The organism is Streptomyces katrae (assembly GCF_000717655.1).
Lineage (GTDB): Bacteria > Actinomycetota > Actinomycetes > Streptomycetales > Streptomycetaceae > Streptomyces > Streptomyces katrae_B.
In genome coordinates this window covers 171,170-189,490 of sequence record NZ_JNZY01000003.1, presented here as the reverse complement: position 1 = coordinate 189,490, position 18,321 = coordinate 171,170, and the positions used below count along the sequence as shown (strand labels likewise).

The following is an 18,321-nucleotide window of genomic DNA, read 5'->3' as shown; positions in this document are numbered from 1 at the left end:
ACAGCCCGTGGAGGAAGGAGCTGCAGGTCAGGCTGGGTGCTTGGGGAGTACAGGTGATTTTGTCCACAGCGCCGTCCCCCGGTCCGTGCACAGCTTCCGGCGACTTACCCACAGCATTGGGTCGGTCATCCACATCTCATCCACACAGCCTGTGGATAACAAGATTGGCTGACGTCGCTCCCGGCCCTACCGTTGGGCGTTGCCCGACTCTCCGACAGCGGATCCGGGTGCCCCAAATGTCAGAGCCGTGCCCTAGAAAGAGTGGCACGGCGAGGTCCGCGTTGCGGACGGGAGGAGGCGGCCCGGTGAGCATGCCCGAGCCCATGGACGACCCCTGGGCCGACAGCGGTCCGGGTGACCGTCTGCCCGCCCGTCCGCGCCGTAACAGCGACGGCCGGGTCCGCGGGGACGAACAGCACGAGCGGGGCCGTGAGGGCGGCTCCTGGGACGGCGGTGGCGGCTTCGAGCGCGTCCCCCCGCAGGACCTCGACGCCGAGCAGTCGGTGCTCGGCGGGATGCTGCTGTCCAAGGATGCGATCGCGGACGTGGTCGAGGTCATCAAGGGCCACGACTTCTACCGGCCCTCGCACGAAACGATCTACCAGGCGATCCTCGACCTGTACGCCAAGGGCGAGCCGGCCGACCCGATCACGGTCGGCGCCGAGCTGACCCGCCGCGGTGAGATCAGCAAGGTCGGCGGGGCCTCGTACCTGCACACCCTCGTCCAGTCGGTTCCGACCGCGGCCAACGCCGAGTACTACGCGGAGATCGTTCACGAGCGGGCCGTCCTGCGCCGCCTCGTCGCCGCCGGTACGAAGATCACGCAGATGGGATACGCGGCGGACGGCGACGTCGACGAGATCGTCAACAGCGCCCAGGCCGAGATCTACGCCGTCACCGAGCAGCGGACGTCCGAGGATTACCTGCCGCTCGGCGACATCATGGAGGGTGCGCTCGACGAGATCGAGGCCATCGGCTCGCGCAGCGGCCAGATGTCGGGCGTGCCGACCGGGTTCACGGACCTCGACTCGCTGACCAACGGCCTGCACCCGGGCCAGATGATCGTCATCGCGGCCCGTCCCGCCATGGGCAAGTCCACCCTCGCGCTGGACTTCGCCCGCGCCTGTTCCATCAAGAGCAATCTGCCGAGCGTGATCTTCTCCCTCGAAATGGGGCGTAACGAGATCGCGATGCGTCTCCTGTCGGCGGAGGCCCGGGTGGCCCTGCACCACATGCGCTCGGGCACCATGACGGACGACGACTGGACCCGCCTGGCCCGCCGGATGCCGGATGTCTCCGCGGCCCCGCTCTACATCGACGATTCCCCGAACCTGTCGATGATGGAGATCCGGGCGAAGTGCCGACGACTCAAGCAGCGCAACGACCTCTCGCTCGTCGTCATCGACTACCTCCAGCTGATGCAGTCGGGCGGCTCGCGCCGTCCCGAGAGCCGCCAGCAGGAGGTCTCGGACATGTCACGAAACCTCAAGCTGCTGGCCAAGGAGCTCGAGGTGCCGGTGATCGCGCTGTCGCAGCTGAACCGTGGTCCCGAGCAGCGCACCGACAAGAAGCCGATGGTCTCCGACCTGCGTGAGTCGGGCTCGATCGAGCAGGACGCCGACATGGTGATCCTGTTGCACCGTGAGGACGCGTACGAGAAGGAGTCTCCCCGCGCGGGCGAGGCGGACCTGATCGTGGCGAAGCACCGTAACGGCCCCACGGCGACGATCACGGTCGCCTTCCAGGGCCACTATTCGCGGTTCGTGGACATGGCCAACACGTAGCATCCGATCATGGATGCCGTATCTGAAGACCTGGAACTGCTCCCTGCCACCCGGCGTGCGCTGAGGCACCGGATCGCCGTTGCACAGAGCGAGGGACGGGCGCCGTCGGTGGTGGCGGCCGTGGCCCGCGGCGGTGAGGTGGTCTGGGAGGGCTCCCGGACCTCCGTCGAGGGGCACGGACCCGACGGGAACGTGCAGTACCGGATCGGGTCGATCAGCAAGACCTTCACCGCTGTTCTGGTGATGCGGCTGCGCGACGAGGGGCTGCTGCAGCTCGAGGACCCGCTGGAGAAGTACCTGCCGGGCACGGCCGCCGGGGAGGTGACCGTCGCCCAACTGCTGGCCCACACGAGTGGATTGGCGGCTGAAACGCCCGGCGAGTGGTGGGAGCGTACGCCCGGTGCCCTGCGCCCCGGGCTGGCCGACGTGCTGGGCGAGGAGCCGTTCCGCTTCCAGCCCGGACGGCGGCACCACTACTCCAACCCCGGCTACACGCTGCTGGGTTCGCTCGTGGAGGCCGTACGCGGGAAGCCGTGGGAAGAGGTGCTCCGGGCCGAGGTCCTGGAGCCGCTGGCCCTGGACCGTACGACGGCTCAGCCGCAGGCTCCGCACGCGGGCGGCTGGGCGGTGCACCCGTGGGCCGACGTGATGATGCCCGAGCCGCTGGAGGATCTGGGGCTGATGGCCGCGGCCGGGCAACTCTGGTCCACGACGCGCGACTTGGCGCGGTTCGCGGTGTTCCTCGCCCGTGGTGACGAGCGGGTGCTGAGCGCGGAGACCGTACGGGAGATGCGGACGCCGGCCTCTCCGCCGGAGCCTGGTTTCGCCGAGCTGGGCTACGGGCTCGGCGTGCAGCTGACGGACGGCGGCGGACGCAGGCTCGCCGGCCACAGCGGCTCCCTCCCGGGATTCGTCGCAGGGCTGTGGCTGAGCGAGGCGGACGACGTGGCGGCCGTGGTGCTGGCGAACTGCACGTCGGGGCTGCCCGCCGCGACGGTGGCCGCGGACCTGGTGGCGATCGTCGCGGACGCGGAGCCGCGGTTCCCACAGCCCTGGCGGCCGTTCCGGGAGGCCGATCCGGTCGCCCTGGAGCTGTGTGGTCCCTGGTACTGGGGGACGTCGGCGCAGGTGCTGCGGCTGAAGGCGGACGGGCTGTTGGAGCTCGCCCCGGTGGGTGTGACGGGCCGCTCGGCCCGGTTCCGGGCCGAACCCGACGGCAGTTGGACCGGGCTCTCCGGCTACTACGCGGGGGAGACGCTGCGGGCGGTCCGGCGCGAGGACGGTTCGGTGAGCCACCTCGATCTGGGCTCGTTCGTGTTCACGAGGGAGCCGTACGACGCCCAGGCCCCGGTGCCCGGCGGCATCGACCCGCAGGGCTGGCGGGGCATCGGCTGAGCGCTTCGGTCGACAGGCTCAGGCGACGAGTTCGCGCTCCAGCGGGGTGCGGAAGCGCGGGGTGATCCGGGCGTCGCCCACCCACCGGGCGAGGCGGGCAGCCTCGGCCGTGATCGCCTCCTCTGCGGCGCGGCCGGGGTCGGCCAGCATCCGCCAGACGATCTCGCCGTCCGCTCGCTGGGCCCAGCCGCCGACGATCTCGCCGTTCCACCAGACCGTGGGGCCGATGTTGCCGGCGTAGTCGAAAAGGGCGGACCGGTGGGCGGGGTCGAGCTGGAAGCCCCGGTCGGCCCAGCCCATGCCGCTCGGGTCGAGTCCGGGCAGCAGCGCTGCCCAGGGCTCCGGGGCGGGTTCGGGCGCGGTGTCGCCGGGGCTGACGAGGGCGGTACTGCCGTCGTCGAGACGGACCTGGTCGGGGCCGACGACGGCGAGGGCCTTGCGGACGTCGGTGAGCGTCCAGCCCGTCCACCACTTCAGGTCCGCCTCGGTGGCCGGACCATAGGCGCGCAGCCAGCGGCGGGCGATCTCGGCGCGAGCCTCGGCTGCGGGCACGGCGGGCCAGGGCTCGGTGTGCACCCACCGGAACTGGCTGGAGGTCCAGGATCCGCGCGGCCGGTCGCGGCGGATCCGGCCGTCGGCGGCCAGGAGCCGGATGACTCGGGTGGCGACGCCGGTCTTTGTCTCGTACTTCTTGCCCCGGCCGATGGTGATCTTCTCGCGCAGTTCGGGAACGGCCGCCGAGAGCTGGCTTCCGGTGCAGGGGCCGCCGGTGTCGAGGGCGTCGAGCGCGGCGGCCTCGGCCCGGGCCAGCCACTCGGCATCCAGGCCCTTGCCGTCCTCGTCGAGATGCTTGAGGAGGGTACGGCGCTCCTTGACGGCGATGCTCCGGGCGGTCGAGGCGTCCACGTACGGGGCTAGTTCCGTGGAGACGGCGAAGAGCGTATTGCGCATGCTGAGCAGCCGGACGAGGGAGACGTCCTCGTAGAACGCCTTCTCGATGGCGGCCGGCCCGCCATCCGTGAGCCGGGCGCGGGCGGAGAGGAACACCGTCGCGGCGTCGGTGGCGTGCAGTGCCACGACGGCGTCCGCAGCCTGGGCGACCGTGGCCGCATGCGCCGAGGGAGCCAGACGGTGCCTGCGTCCGAGCCGGTGGCGACGCTCGGCGGTGGTGACGAGAGGGAGGCTGGGGCTCATCCTCCCGATCGTAGGCCGGGCCACCGACGCCGGCCCGGCCTTCCGCACGGGCGATCAGAGGGAGAGCTTGAACCCGACGTGGGACGCGGTGAACCCGAGCCGTTCGTAGAAGCGGTGGGCGTCGGTACGGGTCACGTCCGAGGTGAGTTGGACGAGCTGGCAGTTCTCGCGGCGGGCCTGCTCTACGGCCCATCGGATGAACCGGGTGCCCAGCCCGCTGCCGCGTTCGTCGGCGTGGACGCGGACGCCTTCGATGATTGCGCGGGTGGCGCCCTTGCGGGAGAGCCCGGGGACGATCGTGAGCTGGAGCGTGCCCACGACGAGGCCCTCACGGACCGCCACGACCACGTGCTGGTGGGGGTCGCCGACCAGGCGTTTGAACGCCTCGATGTACGGGGTGAGGTCGTCGGGGGATTCGCGGGTGGCGCCCAGGGGGTCGTCCGCGAGCATGGCGACGATGGCGGGCAGGTCCTCCTCGGTGGCGGATCGGATGGCCGGCTGGTCGGGTTCGGTCATGGAGATGTCCCTTCTCAGCCCGCTGCCACGGTGAGCGGGGCCCAGCGGCGGGTCCAGTCGCCGGGGAGGCTGGGGATGTCGCGGGTCATGACGGCGTTGAAGGCCACGGAGTCGAGGCCCCGCTCCTTGAGCCAGGTGAGGAACTCCTCGTGGCGTACGTCGATGTCGGTGCGCAGTGGTCGGTCGGAGACGGCCGCGAGAGCGGTGACGAGTGCCTGGGCTCCGGCCGTGTCGAGGGCGATCAGCGGGCCGATGACGTGGGTCTCCATGTTGGGCCAGATCGCGGCGTAGCCGACGAGCTTGCCCCGGCCGTCCTCGGCCACCAGCAGACGGTCTGCGAAGGCGGGAAGCCGCGTGATCATGTGGGTCCGGTCGGTACCGAAGACCTCGGTGTCCAGGTGGACGATCCGCGGGATGTCCTCGCCGGTCGCCGGCCGGACCGCCACGGAGCCCTGCCCCGGAGTCGGAGCCGCGGGGTCGTGGCGGAACGTGCCCCGGAGCATTTCCGCGCGGCCCGTGGTGGCGAAGCCGAGCTCCTCGTAGAGGGGACGGCCGTAGGGAGTGGCGTGCAGGGTGAGTGGGACGCCCTTGAGGAGGTCGTCACAGATGTACGCCATCAGGCGCCGGCCCAGGCCCTGGCGGGCATAGCGCCCGGCGACAAGGACCATTCCGATGGCGGCCAGTTCCGGGCCGGCATGGGTGTGGCCGTACGAGGTGACGATGCAGGCGGCGGCGAGCCCGTGCCCGTCGGGGGCATCGATGCCGTAGCCGCTGCCCGCGGCGAGGAGCAGGCCCCACTTGTGGTCCTCGCGCGGCCACCCGCGGTCTTCGGACAGGTCGGCGCAGTGGCGGAGGTCATCCACGGTCAGCGCACGGATCGGCAGTTCGGTGAGGTGTGGTGGTGTCACGGGGCCAGAGTGGATCATCGGATGGAGGGCGTCCAGAGGATTTGGGAGCGTGTTTCACGTGAAACATCCCGCTGTCTCTCCGGGCCACCGTGGGAAGGGTCTGGTGGGAAGAGGCGATGTTTCACGTGAAACATCGCTGCTTCTGTCCCGGCCACGGCCGGGAGGCGCCCCCGGGCGAAATGAACGGGCTAGCCTCGTCTGCCATGACCCTCCTGCACCTTTTCGATCTCGACGGGACGCTGATGTACGGCTCAGCGGCGCCGGTCGAGATCTCCCGACAGCTCGGCCTGAGCGCGGAGATCGCCGAGCTGGAGCGATCGTTCGGCGCACGGGAGATCGGGCCCCACGAATTCTCGGTGGCGGCACATGCGCTGTGGGCGGCGCTGACTCCCGCCCATGTCCGGGCAGCGTTCGACGGAGCTCCCTGGCTGGCGGGGATTCGCGAGGTGTGGCGGGAGATCAGGGAGCGCGGGGACTACTGCGCGGTGATCTCACTGTCGCCGTCGTTCTTCGTGGAGCTGCTGCTGGAGTGGGGCGCGCATGCCGCCCACGGCTCGGTGTTCCCGGAGGTGCCCTTCACCCGGCCCGTGGACGCGTCCGGGATCCTGACGCCCGAGGGCAAGGTCACGGTGGCGGACCGGCTCTGCGCGCAGTTCGGGGTGAGCCGGACCGACTGCGTGGCGTACGGGGATTCGTCGACCGACGCGGTCCTGTTCGAGGCTGTTTCGGTGTCGGTGGCGGTCAACGCGCGGCCTTACCTTGCGGAGCGGGCGACGTACGCCTACGAGGGCCGGGACCTACGAGAGGCGTATCAGCTGGTCGGGGTGGCGCGTCCGGAAGTCCAAGCATCTTAGGAGGAAAGTGGGTTCGAAACGCGGATTTCCGCGTTTCCCCGCGAGTGGTTGGGGCGGCTGGCAGGCTTTGAGGCCCGGAACCACGGATTCGAAGGCCGTGGCGTGCTTACCGACCGAGATGTTCGAAGCGAGGCACCGCATGGACGCTCCGCCCACGAGATCGGCCAGACGGACGGCCGGGATACCGTCCGGGGGCGGTGCGGTCGAGCCCTCCCCGGACGCGGTACTGATCCGCCGGACCCTCGAGGAAATCGCACCGATCGCCGGCAAGGTGACCTCGTACTTCTACGCCCTGGTGTTCACGGGCCACCCGGAGGTGCGGGGCATGTTCCCGGCCGCCATGGACGCACAGCGCGACCGGCTGCTGAAGGCGCTGCTGACCGCAGCCGAGCACATCGACAACCCGGACGTGCTCGTGCCCTATCTGCGCCGACTGGGCACCGGGCACCGCAAGTACGGCACGGCGGCAGGGCACTATCCGGTGGTGGGTGAGGCCCTGATCGGCGCCTTGGCCCGGTATGCGGAGCACAGCTGGGGACCGGAGGCGCAGGCCGCATGGGTGCGGGCCTACACCGCGATGTCCCAGATCATGATCGACGCGGCGGCGGAGGACGAGGTGAAGACCCCAGCGTGGTGGCATGCGGAGGTGGTCTCGCACGATCTGCGCACCCCGGACATCGCGGTGCTGACGGTCCGCCCCGACCAGCCCTACTCCTTCCTGGCGGGCCAGTACACGAGCCTGGAGACCCCGTGGTGGCCCCGGGTGTGGCGGCACTACTCGTTCGCCTCGGCTCCGCGTGCCGACGGACTGCTGTCCTTCCACGTCAAGGCCGTTCCGGCGGGCTGGGTGTCCAACGCGCTGGTGCGGCACGCCCGGCCCGGCGACGTGCTGCGGCTGGGGCCGCCGGCCGGGTCGATGGTGGTGGACCACACCACCGACAACGGGATGCTGTGCCTGGGCGGCGGCACTGGCATAGCCCCGATCAAGGCGCTGATCGAGGATGTGGCGGAGCACGGTGAGCGCCGCCCGGTGGAGGTGTTCTTCGGGGCGCGCAGCGACGGCGACCTGTACGACAAGGACACCCTGCTGGGGCTGCAGCGCTCGCATCCGTGGCTTTCGGTGCGCCCGGTCGTCTGCGAGGGCCTGGCGGGGCAGCTGCCGCAGGCGGTCGGTGAGCACGGGCCCTGGAGTTCGTACGACGCGTTCATCTCGGGGCCGCCCGCGATGATCCGCAGCGGTGTGGACGAGCTCAAGCGGATCGGGATCCCCGGGGACCGGATCCGCTTCGACGCGCTCGAGGAGCTGGTGGGCGCGGCCGGCTGAGGCCCGGGCCGAAACGGCCCGGGTCGAGGTCAGCCCAGGTCGGGGGCGTGCATGGCGCGTACGCCCTCGATGTTGCCGTCGAGGTAGTGACGCAGGGACAGCGGGACGAGATGGACGGCGGCGATGCCGACACGGCTGAAGGGCACGCGGACGATCTCGTACTCGCCTGCCGGCTCGTCGACTTCGGGGCCGTGCCGCTGGCTGGGGTCCATGGATTCGAGGTGGCAGACGAAGAAGTGCTGCACCTTCACGCCGGTCACTCCGCCGTCGGCGATGTGCTCGACGGTGTCGACGAAGCAGGGCACCACATCGGTGATCTTCGCGCCGAGTTCCTCGTGGATCTCTCGGTGGAGGGCGTCGACGACGGTGGCGTCCGAGGACTCCACTCCCCCGCCGGGGGTGAGCCAGTACGGGTCGACGCCGGGCTTGGTGCGTTTGATGAGGATCAGGTCGTCACCGTCGAGCAGGATCGCGCGGGCGGTGCGTTTGACCACGGGACGTTCGGTCATGGGAGAAGAGTGGCCCAGACTGCGGTGTCTGAAACGCGTGTCGGCGAAACGCGCTGCACGCCGGAAGCGGAGGCTCACCAGTGCGCGGCGGCGCGCAGCAGCCGGTCGTGCGCACGGGCGAGGTGGGCGAGGGAGAGGCTGCCGGCCCGTACGACGAGGAACCAGGTGCGCAGCGGCGGTACGGGCGGCTCGAGCAGGGCGACGATCTGCCCGCGGTCCAGGGCGTCCTGGCACAGGTACCGAGGCAGGACGGCGAGGCCGGCGCCGGCCCGGACGCATTCCAGCACCGCCCTGAGATCCGGGACGACGACGGTGGCGGCATCGGGCCGGGTCCCGGGGCGGGTCTCGAAGACCGCGGCCCAGTAGCGGGCGACGAGCGGCAGGGTCTCGTGGACCTCGACGAGCGGAATGCCGTCGAGGGCGGCGGGTCCGGTCTCGCGCAGCCGGTCCGGATCGACGAGGGCGGCCCAGTAGGGCGCGGCGACCAGGACGTGCTCCTCGTCGCACAGGGCGGTCGCACTGAACAGCCCGCCGCGTGGCCGGGCTGTGGTGACGACGAGGTCGTGGTGCCCGGCGGCGAGCCCGTCGAGGGCCTCCTCGGCGCCGGTCTGCAGGACGGTGCGCAGGGTGTGGCCCTGGCCGACGAGCGGTGCGAGGGCGGGCAGGACGCGCAGGCACAGGAATTCGGGGGGACCGGCGAGGTGCAGGGTGCGCAGCGCACCGGCGGCCTCCCGTTCCGCCTCGGTGATCCGCAGCAGGGCGTCGAGGTGCGGGGCGGCTTTGTGGGCGAGTTCGTCGCCGACGGCGGTGGGGGTGACCCCGCGGGCCCTGCGGTGGAACAGCGGTCGGCCCAGCTGGCGTTCGAGAGTGCGGATCTGGGACGTGACGGCGGGCTGGGACAGCCCGAGCAGCGTGGCGGCCCGGGTGAACGAGCCCGCCCGGTGCACGGCGACGAAGGTGCGCAGCAGGGCCAGGTCCATGAAGGCCCCTCTCGGTGGGGGCCTTCAACTATAAATATGCCGATAGGCCCCTGTCGTTACCGTGATTGGACTCTGACGCTGGGTCAACTAGCCTTGAGCACGTGGTTCTTCGCGCGCAGAACCCGGGCGGTCCGAGCCACTAGGGGGGAGGCTCGGACCGCTCCATGTCTGCGCCAGTTCAGGCGCCGTCGCCCGCGGCGTCGAGGGCGCGCAGCACGTCCGCGACCAGGTCCCCGGTGTCCTCGGCCCCGGCGGACAGGCGGATGAACCCCTCCGGGACGGGGTCGCCGCCCCACCGTCCGCGCCGCTCCGCCGTGGACCGTACGCCGCCGAAGCTGGTGGCGTCCTCGACCAGGTGCAAGGCCGTCATGAAGCGTTCGGCGTGCGCGCGGTCCGGCAGGGTGAAGGAGACGACGGATCCGAAGCCCCGCATCTGCCGGGCGGCCGTCTTGTGCGACGGATCCGCGGGCAGCCCCGGGTAGCGCAGCCCGGTCACGTCCGTACGGTCGGCCAGCGCCTCGGCGACGGCCAGCGCGTTGGCCCACTGGCGGTGAGTGCGCAGCTGGATGGTGGCCAGGGAGCGGTGGGCGAGCCAGGCCTCCATCGGGCCGGGGATCGCACCGACGATCTTGCGCCAGCGCCGGACGGCGGCCGCGAGCTGCGGGTCGCGGCAGACGACGTAGCCGAGCAGGAGGTCGCCGTGGCCGGTGAGGCCCTTGGTGCCGCTGGCGACGGAGAAGTCCGCGCCGAGTTCCAGGGGGCGCTGGCCGAGCGGGGTGGCGAGGGTGTTGTCGACGGCCACGAGGGTGCCGCCCGCGTGCGCGGCCTCGACCAGACGTCGTACGTCGCACACGTCGAGCCCGGGGTTGGAGGGGGTCTCGATCCACAGCAGCCTGGCCCCGGCGAGGACGGCGAGCTGCCCGTCGTCGCCGGTCGCCGCGGTGCGGACGTGGATCCCGTACGCCTCCAGCTGCTCGCGGACCAGCGGCAGCGCCTGGTATCCGTCGTCGGGCAGGACGACGGTGTCCCCGGTGCGGGCCTGGGAGAGCAGGACGGCGGAGACCGCGGCCATGCCGGACGCGAAGACGATGGTGTCCACGCCGTCCTGGCCGGGGGCTTCGAGTTCCCCGATGGCCCGTTCCAGCAGGGTCCAGGTCGGGTTGGTGTCGCGGCCGTAGGTATACGGGCCCGCCACGTCGCCGGGGAGGTGGAAGTGGGCGGCGAAGACGGGTCCGGGCAGGGGCGGTTCGTTCTTGACCGGCTCGGGCAGCCCGGCCCGCACGGCCCGGGTGCCGTCGCCCGGCCCGTCCGCCCGGGCGGCTCCGCCGGCCGCTGCTGATGCTGCCTGGTTGGCCTTGTTGCCCTGGTCGTTCACGCGGTGTGCTCCTTCACTGCCTCACGTACGGCGTCCGGCAGGCCCGCACTCGCCGCTTCGACGAGAGCGTCGAGTCCGGCTCAGTTCTTGTCGGGCAGAGCCATGTTCACGGCCCAGGAGACGACGGAGATGATCAGGCCGCCGACGAGCGCGGTCCAGAAGTTGTCGACGTGGAAGCTGAGGTCGAGCTGCGTGGCAAGCCAAGAGGTCAGCAGCAGCATCAGGGCGTTCACGACGAGGGTGAACAGTCCCAGAGTGAGAACGAACAGCGGCAGCGAGAAGAACTTCACCACGGGTTTGACGATGATGTTCACCAGGCCGAAGACCAGTGCGACCAGGATCAGCGCGAGGGTCCTGCGGCCCAGGGAACTGTGGTCGTCGAGCGTGATGCCGGAGAGCAGCCAGATGGCGACGGCCAGGGCTGCGGCGTTCGCGAGCGTCTTGACTACGAAATTCGTCATGTGTCTGATCGTGGCAGAGAAGATCCCGGTGGGACATCAGCAGATCAGCGGATGCCAGGGAACGCGAGAGAGCAAGGGGCACAACGAAGATGAAGGCCTTCCGGCTGGACGAGCTCGAGGCGGAGCGGCTCGCGAACGACGGCGCCTATCTGCAGTTCCTGCGCGAACGGAACATGTCGGTCGGGCTGTACGCGCTGGACGCCGGGCAGAGCGACCCGCAGCAGCCGCACCGGCAGGACGAGGTGTACTTCGTCGTGAGCGGCCGTGCCTCGATCACCGTCGGGGAGGAGACGACGACGGTGGCCCGCGGCAGCGTCGTCTACGTCCCGGCCGGGGTGGTGCACAAGTTCCACCACATCAGCGAGGACCTGCGGGTACTGGTGGTGTTCTCCCCGCCGGAGGCATAGCCGGCAGAACCCGGAGCGAGGGTCGGATCCCTGGTCCCCCTAGGGGGCGGATCAGGGGACTCCGGGGGCTCGCTGGCCCCCGGGCGCCTCCGCGGCCTCCTAGCATCGAGAGCAGGAAGTCACGGCTCAGGAAGAGGTTGAGGACATGGACGGCATCCGAGAGACATTCGCAGGCATGCCCTGGTGGGTTAAGTGGGTCGCGATCCCGCTTCTGGTGCTCTTCGTCTTCGGTGGCGTCATCACGAGCATCCTCGGTGCCCTGATCGGGTTCGCGTTCAAGCTGCTGCTCTTCGTCGGCCTCGTCGGCGGCCTGGTCTTCCTCGTGAAGAAGTTCAGCGGCAGCGGTACGAAGCCCTCGTCCGGCGACTGGTAGGCCCCGGGGTCAAGCCCGGGGATTAACCCAGGCGGGGGAACGTGAGGTGGCAAACCGCTCACACCGCGGGAATCGGCGGATAGGGTGGCAATCTGTGCCGTTCCCCTGGGCCGAAAGCTGGTAGCGCGGCCCTGACCTGCGGCAATCTCCACTACAAGCCGAGCGCGACCTCCAGGTGTCACGGCATGTGCGGGGCGGCCCCTGCAGGGCTGGCCCTCCCAAGGCCCGCCGCCACGCCTGGGGGCGAGCTTTGTCTTCGGTTCACAATGCCGGTGTGCCAACGCTGATCGGTTCGGTGCAGCGAGCGTTGAGACTGCTCGAAGCAGTGGGCTCCCACAGCGAGGGAGCCCCGGCTAAACAACTGGCGCGCGAGGCCGGGCTCCCGCTCCCCACCGCGTACCACCTGCTGCGCACCCTCACCCACGAGGGCTATCTGCGGCGCGAGGGTGGAGTGTTCGTTCTCGGCGCCGCCGCAGGCCGGCTCGCGGGCGGCGGACTGCAGCAGAAACGTCGCAGCATGATCCTCGACTCCCTCGCGCACTTCCGCGACGCGGTCGGGGCCCCCGTCTACTTCGCGGTGTTCCGCGACGGTGAGATCGAGCTCGTGGGCGTTTCGGACACCCCGGCCAGCCCTGCCGTCGAGGAATGGGCCGATTTCCGTGCGACCGGGCACGCGCACGCCATCGGACAGTGCCTGCTGGCCCAGCTCGACGAGGAGACGCGCGAGGACTACTACGACCGGCATCCGGTCGAGGCCGTCACCCGGTACACCGTTCGCGACCAGCGCGCCCTGGAAGACCGGATCGCGTCCCTCGGTCGCATGCAGGCGGTTACGGAGCGTCAGGAATACGCGCTGGGCACGGTGTGTGCAGCCATCCCCATCACTGCCGGCGATACTGCCGCAACCATGGCGATTTCGCTCCCTTTGCACCAGGAGGGACAATTGCTGTATGTGGTCGATCGGCTACGGAGTGAAGTAGGCGCGCTGTTGAGCACCCTCTCGTTCTCTATCAGTATCTGAAAACTCACTCCTTGTGATCTGCAAGCGCGTCCACCACCCTTGTCAAGAGGGCCCTGGGGGATCATTCCTGGCCACTTCCACTACAGCGGGGTAGTCAATGCGCGAGTCGGTACAGGCAGAGGTCATGATGAGCTTCCTCGTTTCCGAGGAGCTCTCGTTCCGGATCCCGGTGGAACTCCGGTACGACACCCGTGACCCCTACGCGGTGCGCCTGACGTTCCACCTTCCCGGAGACGCGCCCGTGACCTGGGCGTTCGGCCGGGAACTCCTCCTCGACGGCATCAACAAGCCGTGCGGTGACGGCGACGTGCACATCGCCCCCACCGACCCGGAGGAGCTGTCCGATGTCCACATCCGGCTCCAGGTCGGCTGCGACCGGGCCCTGTTCCGCGCCGGAGCCGCGCCGCTCGTGGCGTTCCTCGACCGCACCGACCGGCTTGTTCCGCTCGGTCAGGAGCGCAACCTCGGCGACTTCGAGGGCAACCTCGACGAAGCGCTGGACAGGATCCTGGCCGAGTCCCGGCAGAACGAGCAGAACGCGGGCTGACGGGACCGGACCGGACAAGCCGAGCCGCCCCGGGCCCCCGAGCCACCCGGGTCTTCTCAGCTCTTGCGCCGCCGTCCCCGGCCCCTGCGGACCGGCCCAGAGGCCGCCGCTCCGGCCGGGGATCCCGGCCGGTCGGCAGAAACCACCAGCGCGGCAAGCGCCGTTGTCACCGGGACCGAGGCCACCAGGCCGATCGACCCGACGAGTGTCCGTACGATCTCCTCCGCGACCAGCTCGCTGTTGGCCACCGAACCCATGCTGCTGTTCGCGATCGAGAACAGCAGCAGCAGGGGCAGCGCCGCGCCCGCGTAAGCCAGTACCAGGGTGTTGACCACCGATGCGATGTGGTCGCGGCCGATCCGGATGGCCGCACGGTACAGGGCGCGGGACCCCATCGACGGGTCGGCCTGGTGGAGTTCCCAGACCGCCGAGGTCTGGGTGACCGTCACATCGTCGAGCACCCCCAGAGATCCGATGATCACGCCTGCAAGCAGCAGGCCGCTCATGTCGATGTCCGGGTAGAGCCCGTGGATCAGACCGGTGTTGTCGTCGGTGTTGCCGCTCAGGAACGCCCAGTCGACGAACACCGAGCCCAGCAGCCCGATCAGCAGCAGCGAGACGAGCGTGCCCAGGACGGCGACGGAGGTACGGGCGCTCAGTCCGTGGCACATGTACAGCGCGATGAGCATGATGGCGCTGGCGCCGATGACGGCAACGAGCAGCGGGTTCGAGCCCTGCAGGATCGCCGGGAGGATGAACAGCGTCAGCACGCCGAAGCTGACGACCAGCGCGATCAGCGCGAACACGCCGCGCATCCGGCCGACGACGACCACCGCCACAGCGAAGAGCCCGGCCAGCACCGCCAACGGCAGCTTGCGGTTCACGTCGATCACGGAGTACTGGAGATCCCGGGGTGCGTCCGGCGCGTACGCGACGACCACCTCCTGGCCGTTCTCCAACTGCCGTGGGGCACCCGGCTGGACGATCTCGAAGAAGGTGCGGCCCTTGTCGGATCCGGTGCCGACCTCGATGGTGGCCTTCTTGCACTCGCCGGTCTGCGCGGCCTGGGCCTCGCGGCCCTCCGGGGTGGAGACGTCGCCGGTGGGCGGCACCTGCGAGGCGTTCACGGATTTGCAGTCGACCTGTTCCAGCGCGACGACCCGGCCCTGCTGGGTCTGCCGGTCGAAGCCCACCCCGGAGCGCTCGTGGGCGGGGGCGCCGCCCGGCCAGAGCACCACCATGCCGGCGAAGACGGCGACGGCGAAGGGGATCAGTACGGCCGCGATGACCTTGCGCAGGTGCTTCGAGACGGGTGCCGCCGGCCCGTGGCTGTGGGAATGACCATGGGAGTGGCCCTCGGCAGGGCCGTGGGATGGGCGGTGATCATGCCCGGGGTCCACGTGTGCGTGGTCGGTGTGACCCGTGGGGTCGTGGGGTTCGGAGGGAGGCTGCGGCGAGGACGTCACTGGCAGATCATCGCAAGAGTTGAGGGGGCCCACTGTTCAGCACGCCACAGATGACGCTAGCGTGGGGGCACCTTTGCACAACGCGGGAGCTCGGAGCACCGGGCTGAGAGGGCGCTGATCACCGTACGCGCAGTACACATGCGTACGGGAAGAGGCTGCGTCGACCGCCGAACCTGTTACCGGGTAATGCCGGCGTAGGGAGATCAGGTCTCATGACCATTCAGGACGCACGCACGCCTGCCGTCAGCCAGGACGCCGACGGCCAGACCGAGCGCCAGCCGGGCTGGCACAAGGGCTACGTGGCGGGCTCCCGCCCCGACATCCGGGTGCCGGTCCGCCAGGTCCACCTCACCAACGGCAAGGACGTGACGCTCTACGACACGTCCGGGCCGTACACCGACCCGCAGATCGAGACCGACGTGCGTCGCGGCCTGCCGCCGCTGCGCGAGAACTGGATCATCGGCCGCGGCGACACCGAGGAGTACGCGGGCCGTCCCGTGCGCCCCGAGGACGACGGCATCAAGCACACCTCGCCGCGCGGTGGTCTGAAGAACCTCGACGCGGTCTTCCCGGGCCGCCCCCGCCAGCCCCGCCGGGGCCGTGACGGCGCCGCCGTCACGCAGCTCGCGTATGCCCGCCGCGGTGAGATCACCCCGGAGATGGAGTACGTCGCGATCCGCGAGAACGTCTCCCCCGAGGTCGTCCGCGAGGAGATCGCCGCAGGCCGCGCGGTACTTCCCGCGAACGTGAACCACCCGGAGATCGAGCCGATGATCATCGGCAAGCGGTTCCTGGTGAAGGTCAACGCCAACATCGGCAACTCCGCTGTCACCTCCTCCATCGAGGAGGAGGTCGACAAGATGACCTGGGCGACCAAGTGGGGCGCCGACACGGTCATGGACCTCTCGACCGGCCGCAACATCCACACCACCCGCGAGTGGGTGCTGCGCAACTCCCCCGTGCCGATCGGCACCGTGCCGCTGTACCAGGCGCTCGAGAAGGTCGACGGCCGCGCCGAGGACCTGACCTGGGAGATCTACAAGGACACGGTCATCGAGCAGGCCGAGCAGGGCGTCGACTACATGACGGTCCACGCCGGCGTGCTGCTGCCGTACGTGCCGCTGACCGCCCGCCGCAAGACCGGAATCGTCTCGCGCGGCGGCTCCATCATGGCCGCGTGGTGCCTGGCGCACCACAAGGAGAACTTCCTCTACACGAACTTCGAGGAGCTCTGCGAGATCCTCGCGACGTACGACGTCACGTACTCGCTGGGCGACGGCCTGCGCCCCGGGTCCATCGCGGACGCCAACGACGCGGCGCAGTTCGCGGAACTCAAGACGCTGGGCGAGCTGAACACGATCGCCAAGCGGCACAATGTGCAGACCATGATCGAGGGCCCGGGCCACGTCCCGATGCACAAGATCAAGGAGAACATCGACCTCCAGCAGGAGATCTGCGAGGAGGCGCCGTTCTACACGCTCGGCCCGCTGACCACGGACGTCGCCCCGGCGTACGACCACATCACGTCGGGCATCGGCGCCGCGATGATCGCCTGGTGGGGCACCGCGATGCTCTGCTACGTCACGCCGAAGGAGCACCTGGGCCTGCCCAACCGTGACGACGTGAAGACCGGCGTCATCACATACAAGATCGCCGCCCACGCGGCGGACCTGGCCAAGGGCCACCCGGGCGCCCAGGAGTGGGACGACGCCCTGTCGGACGCGCGGTTCGAGTTCCGCTGGGAGGACCAGTTCAACCTGGCCCTCGACCCGGACACGGCCCGCGAGTTCCACGACGAGACGCTCCCCGCCGAGCCGGCCAAGACCGCGCACTTCTGCTCCATGTGCGGTCCGAAGTTCTGCTCGATGAAGATCTCCCAGGACATCCGCCGTGAGCACGGCGGAGACCTGAAGGCCGATGAGATCGAGGCGGGCATGGCGGAGAAGTCCGCCGAGTTCGCGGCGAGCGGCAACCGGGTCTACCTCCCGCTGGCGGACTGACCCGACCGCCGTGGTGGCGCTGCTCTGGGGAGGAGGAGGGGACTCCCCAGAGCAACGTCCCCGGGACGGAATTGCTTGCGCTGGAGTGCACTCCAACTCCTACAGTGCGGCCCCATGACCATGAGATATCGCAGTCTGGGCGGGACCGGCATAGAGGTCAGCGCGCACTGCCTCGGCACGATGATGTTCGGATCGGTGGGGAACCCGGACCACGACGAGTGCGCCCGGATCATCCATGCCGCGCTCGATCAGGGCATCAACTTCGTCGACACCGCGGACATGTACTCCGCAGGGGAGTCCGAGGAGATCGTCGGCAAGGCGCTCAAGGGGCGGCGCGACGACGTGGTGCTCGCCACCAAGGTCCACTTTCAGATGGGGCAGGGACGCAACCGCAGCGGGAACTCGCGGCGGTGGATCGTGCAGGCCGTCGAGGACAGTTTGCGGCGGCTGGACACCGACTGGATCGACCTCTACCAAGTGCACCGGCCCGACCACTCGACGGACGTCGAGGAGACTCTCTCGGTCCTCGGAGACCTGGTGCGGGCGGGCAAGATCCGTGCCTTCGGCTGCTCCACCTTCCCCGCCGAGGAGATCGTCGAGGCGCAGCACGTCGCCGAGCGGCGGGCTCTTCCGCGGTTCCGGACGGAGCAGCCTCCGTACTCGATCCTCGCGCGCGGGGTGGAGGCCTCCGTACTCCCGGTCGCCCGGCGGTACGGGATGGGCGTACTGACCTGGAGTCCGCTCGCCTCCGGCTTCCTGACCGGAAAGTACAGGCTCGGCGGGCCCGTCGACATGAGCTCGGGGAGGGCGGCGCTGACGCCCGCGCGCTTCGACCCGGCTATCCCCGGCAACGTCGCGAAGCTCGAGGCCGTGGAACAGCTCCTCGAGCTCGCCGACGGCATCGGCTGCACGCTGCCCGAGCTGGCGGTCGCCTTCCCGGTCGCGCATCCCGCAGTCACCTCGGTGATCATCGGCCCGCGGACCATGGACCAGCTGAACTCGCTGGTCCAGGGTGCCGGACTGGTCCTCGACGACGCGGCACTCGACCGGATCGACGAGATCGTGCCGCCGGGGACGAACCTCTACCAGCCGGACGGCGTGTGGCGCCCGACGGCTCTGACCGACACCGCGCAGCGGCGGCGTGTCCCGGGGGACCGGTCGGCGGGCCAGTAGCGTACAGCGCGATGTTTCACGTGAAACAGGGACG

General features: G+C 70.0%; 18 protein-coding genes and 1 riboswitch. Of the genes, 10 read left to right on the top strand and 8 right to left on the bottom strand.

What is annotated here, in order from left to right:
- Positions 1–323 precede the first annotated feature (323 nt).
- Positions 324–1,784: a replicative DNA helicase gene (dnaB, locus tag IF09_RS0105865; RefSeq protein WP_030292598.1), complete on the top strand. Its 1,461-nt coding sequence runs from the start codon at positions 324–326 to the stop codon at positions 1,782–1,784.
- Positions 1,785–1,793: 9 nt separating this feature from the next.
- On the top strand, positions 1,794–3,179 hold the full coding sequence (locus IF09_RS0105860; RefSeq protein ID WP_030292596.1) for a serine hydrolase domain-containing protein: 1,386 nt from the start codon (positions 1,794–1,796) through the stop codon (positions 3,177–3,179).
- Between the two features lie 18 nt (positions 3,180–3,197).
- On the opposite strand, the gene IF09_RS0105855 is transcribed toward IF09_RS0105860, so the two are convergent.
- The 3 genes from IF09_RS0105855 to IF09_RS0105845 are packed head-to-tail and all read right to left on the bottom strand — an operon-like array spanning position 3,198 to position 5,797.
- The gene (locus IF09_RS0105855) at positions 3,198–4,373 is read right to left on the bottom strand and encodes a winged helix DNA-binding domain-containing protein (RefSeq protein ID WP_030292594.1); all 1,176 of its coding nucleotides are present in this window, start codon (positions 4,371–4,373) and stop codon (positions 3,198–3,200) included.
- A 54-nt stretch (positions 4,374–4,427) separates the two neighbouring features.
- Positions 4,428–4,889, bottom strand: a complete 462-nt coding sequence (locus tag IF09_RS0105850; protein WP_030292592.1) for a GNAT family N-acetyltransferase — start codon at positions 4,887–4,889, stop codon at positions 4,428–4,430.
- A gap of 14 nt (positions 4,890–4,903) precedes the next feature.
- Positions 4,904–5,797: a GNAT family N-acetyltransferase gene (locus IF09_RS0105845; RefSeq protein WP_030292590.1), complete on the bottom strand. Its 894-nt coding sequence runs from the start codon at positions 5,795–5,797 to the stop codon at positions 4,904–4,906.
- 203 nt (positions 5,798–6,000) lie between these two features.
- Here IF09_RS0105845 and IF09_RS0105840 point away from each other — a divergent pair, with 203 nt between their 5' ends.
- Both IF09_RS0105840 and IF09_RS0105835 read left to right on the top strand, forming a co-directional pair.
- On the top strand, positions 6,001–6,651 hold the full coding sequence (locus tag IF09_RS0105840; RefSeq protein WP_030292589.1) for an HAD family hydrolase: 651 nt from the start codon (positions 6,001–6,003) through the stop codon (positions 6,649–6,651).
- Between the two features lie 139 nt (positions 6,652–6,790).
- The gene (locus IF09_RS0105835; RefSeq protein WP_030292587.1) at positions 6,791–7,975 is read left to right on the top strand and encodes a globin domain-containing protein; all 1,185 of its coding nucleotides are present in this window, start codon (positions 6,791–6,793) and stop codon (positions 7,973–7,975) included.
- A gap of 29 nt (positions 7,976–8,004) precedes the next feature.
- Here the strand turns inward: IF09_RS0105835 and IF09_RS0105830 are convergent, their stop codons facing one another.
- From IF09_RS0105830 to IF09_RS0105815, 4 genes are all read right to left on the bottom strand, one after another.
- A complete protein-coding gene (locus IF09_RS0105830; RefSeq protein WP_030292585.1) occupies positions 8,005–8,484 on the bottom strand; it encodes an NUDIX domain-containing protein in 480 nt (159 codons plus the stop codon).
- Between the two features lie 74 nt (positions 8,485–8,558).
- Entirely contained in the window at positions 8,559–9,464 is a 906-nt protein-coding gene (locus IF09_RS0105825; protein WP_030292584.1) for a LysR family transcriptional regulator, read from the bottom strand.
- Positions 9,465–9,642: 178 nt separating this feature from the next.
- Positions 9,643–10,839, bottom strand: a complete 1,197-nt coding sequence (locus IF09_RS0105820; protein ID WP_030292578.1) for a cystathionine gamma-lyase — start codon at positions 10,837–10,839, stop codon at positions 9,643–9,645.
- Between the two features lie 80 nt (positions 10,840–10,919).
- On the bottom strand, positions 10,920–11,300 hold the full coding sequence (locus IF09_RS0105815; RefSeq protein ID WP_030292576.1) for a phage holin family protein: 381 nt from the start codon (positions 11,298–11,300) through the stop codon (positions 10,920–10,922).
- Between the two features lie 89 nt (positions 11,301–11,389).
- Here IF09_RS0105815 and IF09_RS0105810 point away from each other — a divergent pair, with 89 nt between their 5' ends.
- The 4 genes from IF09_RS0105810 (at position 11,390) to IF09_RS0105795 (ending at position 13,648) form a co-directional block, all read left to right on the top strand.
- On the top strand, positions 11,390–11,707 hold the full coding sequence (locus IF09_RS0105810; RefSeq protein WP_030292574.1) for a cupin domain-containing protein: 318 nt from the start codon (positions 11,390–11,392) through the stop codon (positions 11,705–11,707).
- Between the two features lie 145 nt (positions 11,708–11,852).
- Positions 11,853–12,080: a DUF5326 family protein gene (locus IF09_RS0105805; RefSeq protein ID WP_030292572.1), complete on the top strand. Its 228-nt coding sequence runs from the start codon at positions 11,853–11,855 to the stop codon at positions 12,078–12,080.
- A 250-nt stretch (positions 12,081–12,330) separates the two neighbouring features.
- A complete protein-coding gene (locus IF09_RS0105800; protein WP_078613068.1) occupies positions 12,331–13,101 on the top strand; it encodes a helix-turn-helix domain-containing protein in 771 nt (256 codons plus the stop codon).
- Between the two features lie 97 nt (positions 13,102–13,198).
- The gene (locus tag IF09_RS0105795) at positions 13,199–13,648 is read left to right on the top strand and encodes an SsgA family sporulation/cell division regulator (protein ID WP_030292568.1); all 450 of its coding nucleotides are present in this window, start codon (positions 13,199–13,201) and stop codon (positions 13,646–13,648) included.
- 56 nt (positions 13,649–13,704) lie between these two features.
- Here IF09_RS0105795 and IF09_RS0105790 read toward each other — a convergent pair whose 3' ends face one another.
- On the bottom strand, positions 13,705–15,114 hold the full coding sequence (locus IF09_RS0105790) for a YibE/F family protein (protein WP_078613067.1): 1,410 nt from the start codon (positions 15,112–15,114) through the stop codon (positions 13,705–13,707).
- A 72-nt stretch (positions 15,115–15,186) separates the two neighbouring features.
- Positions 15,187–15,332: riboswitch (TPP riboswitch) on the top strand.
- Between IF09_RS0105790 and thiC the strand changes: the two genes are divergently transcribed.
- Together thiC and IF09_RS0105780 are read left to right on the top strand one after the other, a co-directional pair.
- A complete protein-coding gene (thiC, locus tag IF09_RS0105785; RefSeq protein WP_030292556.1) occupies positions 15,327–17,114 on the top strand; it encodes a phosphomethylpyrimidine synthase ThiC in 1,788 nt (595 codons plus the stop codon). (Overlaps the previous riboswitch by 6 nt.)
- A gap of 120 nt (positions 17,115–17,234) precedes the next feature.
- Positions 17,235–18,287 carry an aldo/keto reductase gene (locus IF09_RS0105780; RefSeq protein ID WP_030292554.1) on the top strand — a complete coding sequence of 351 codons (1,053 nt, stop codon included), beginning with the start codon at positions 17,235–17,237 and terminating at the stop codon, positions 18,285–18,287.
- The last annotated feature ends 34 nt before the right edge of the window (positions 18,288–18,321 follow it).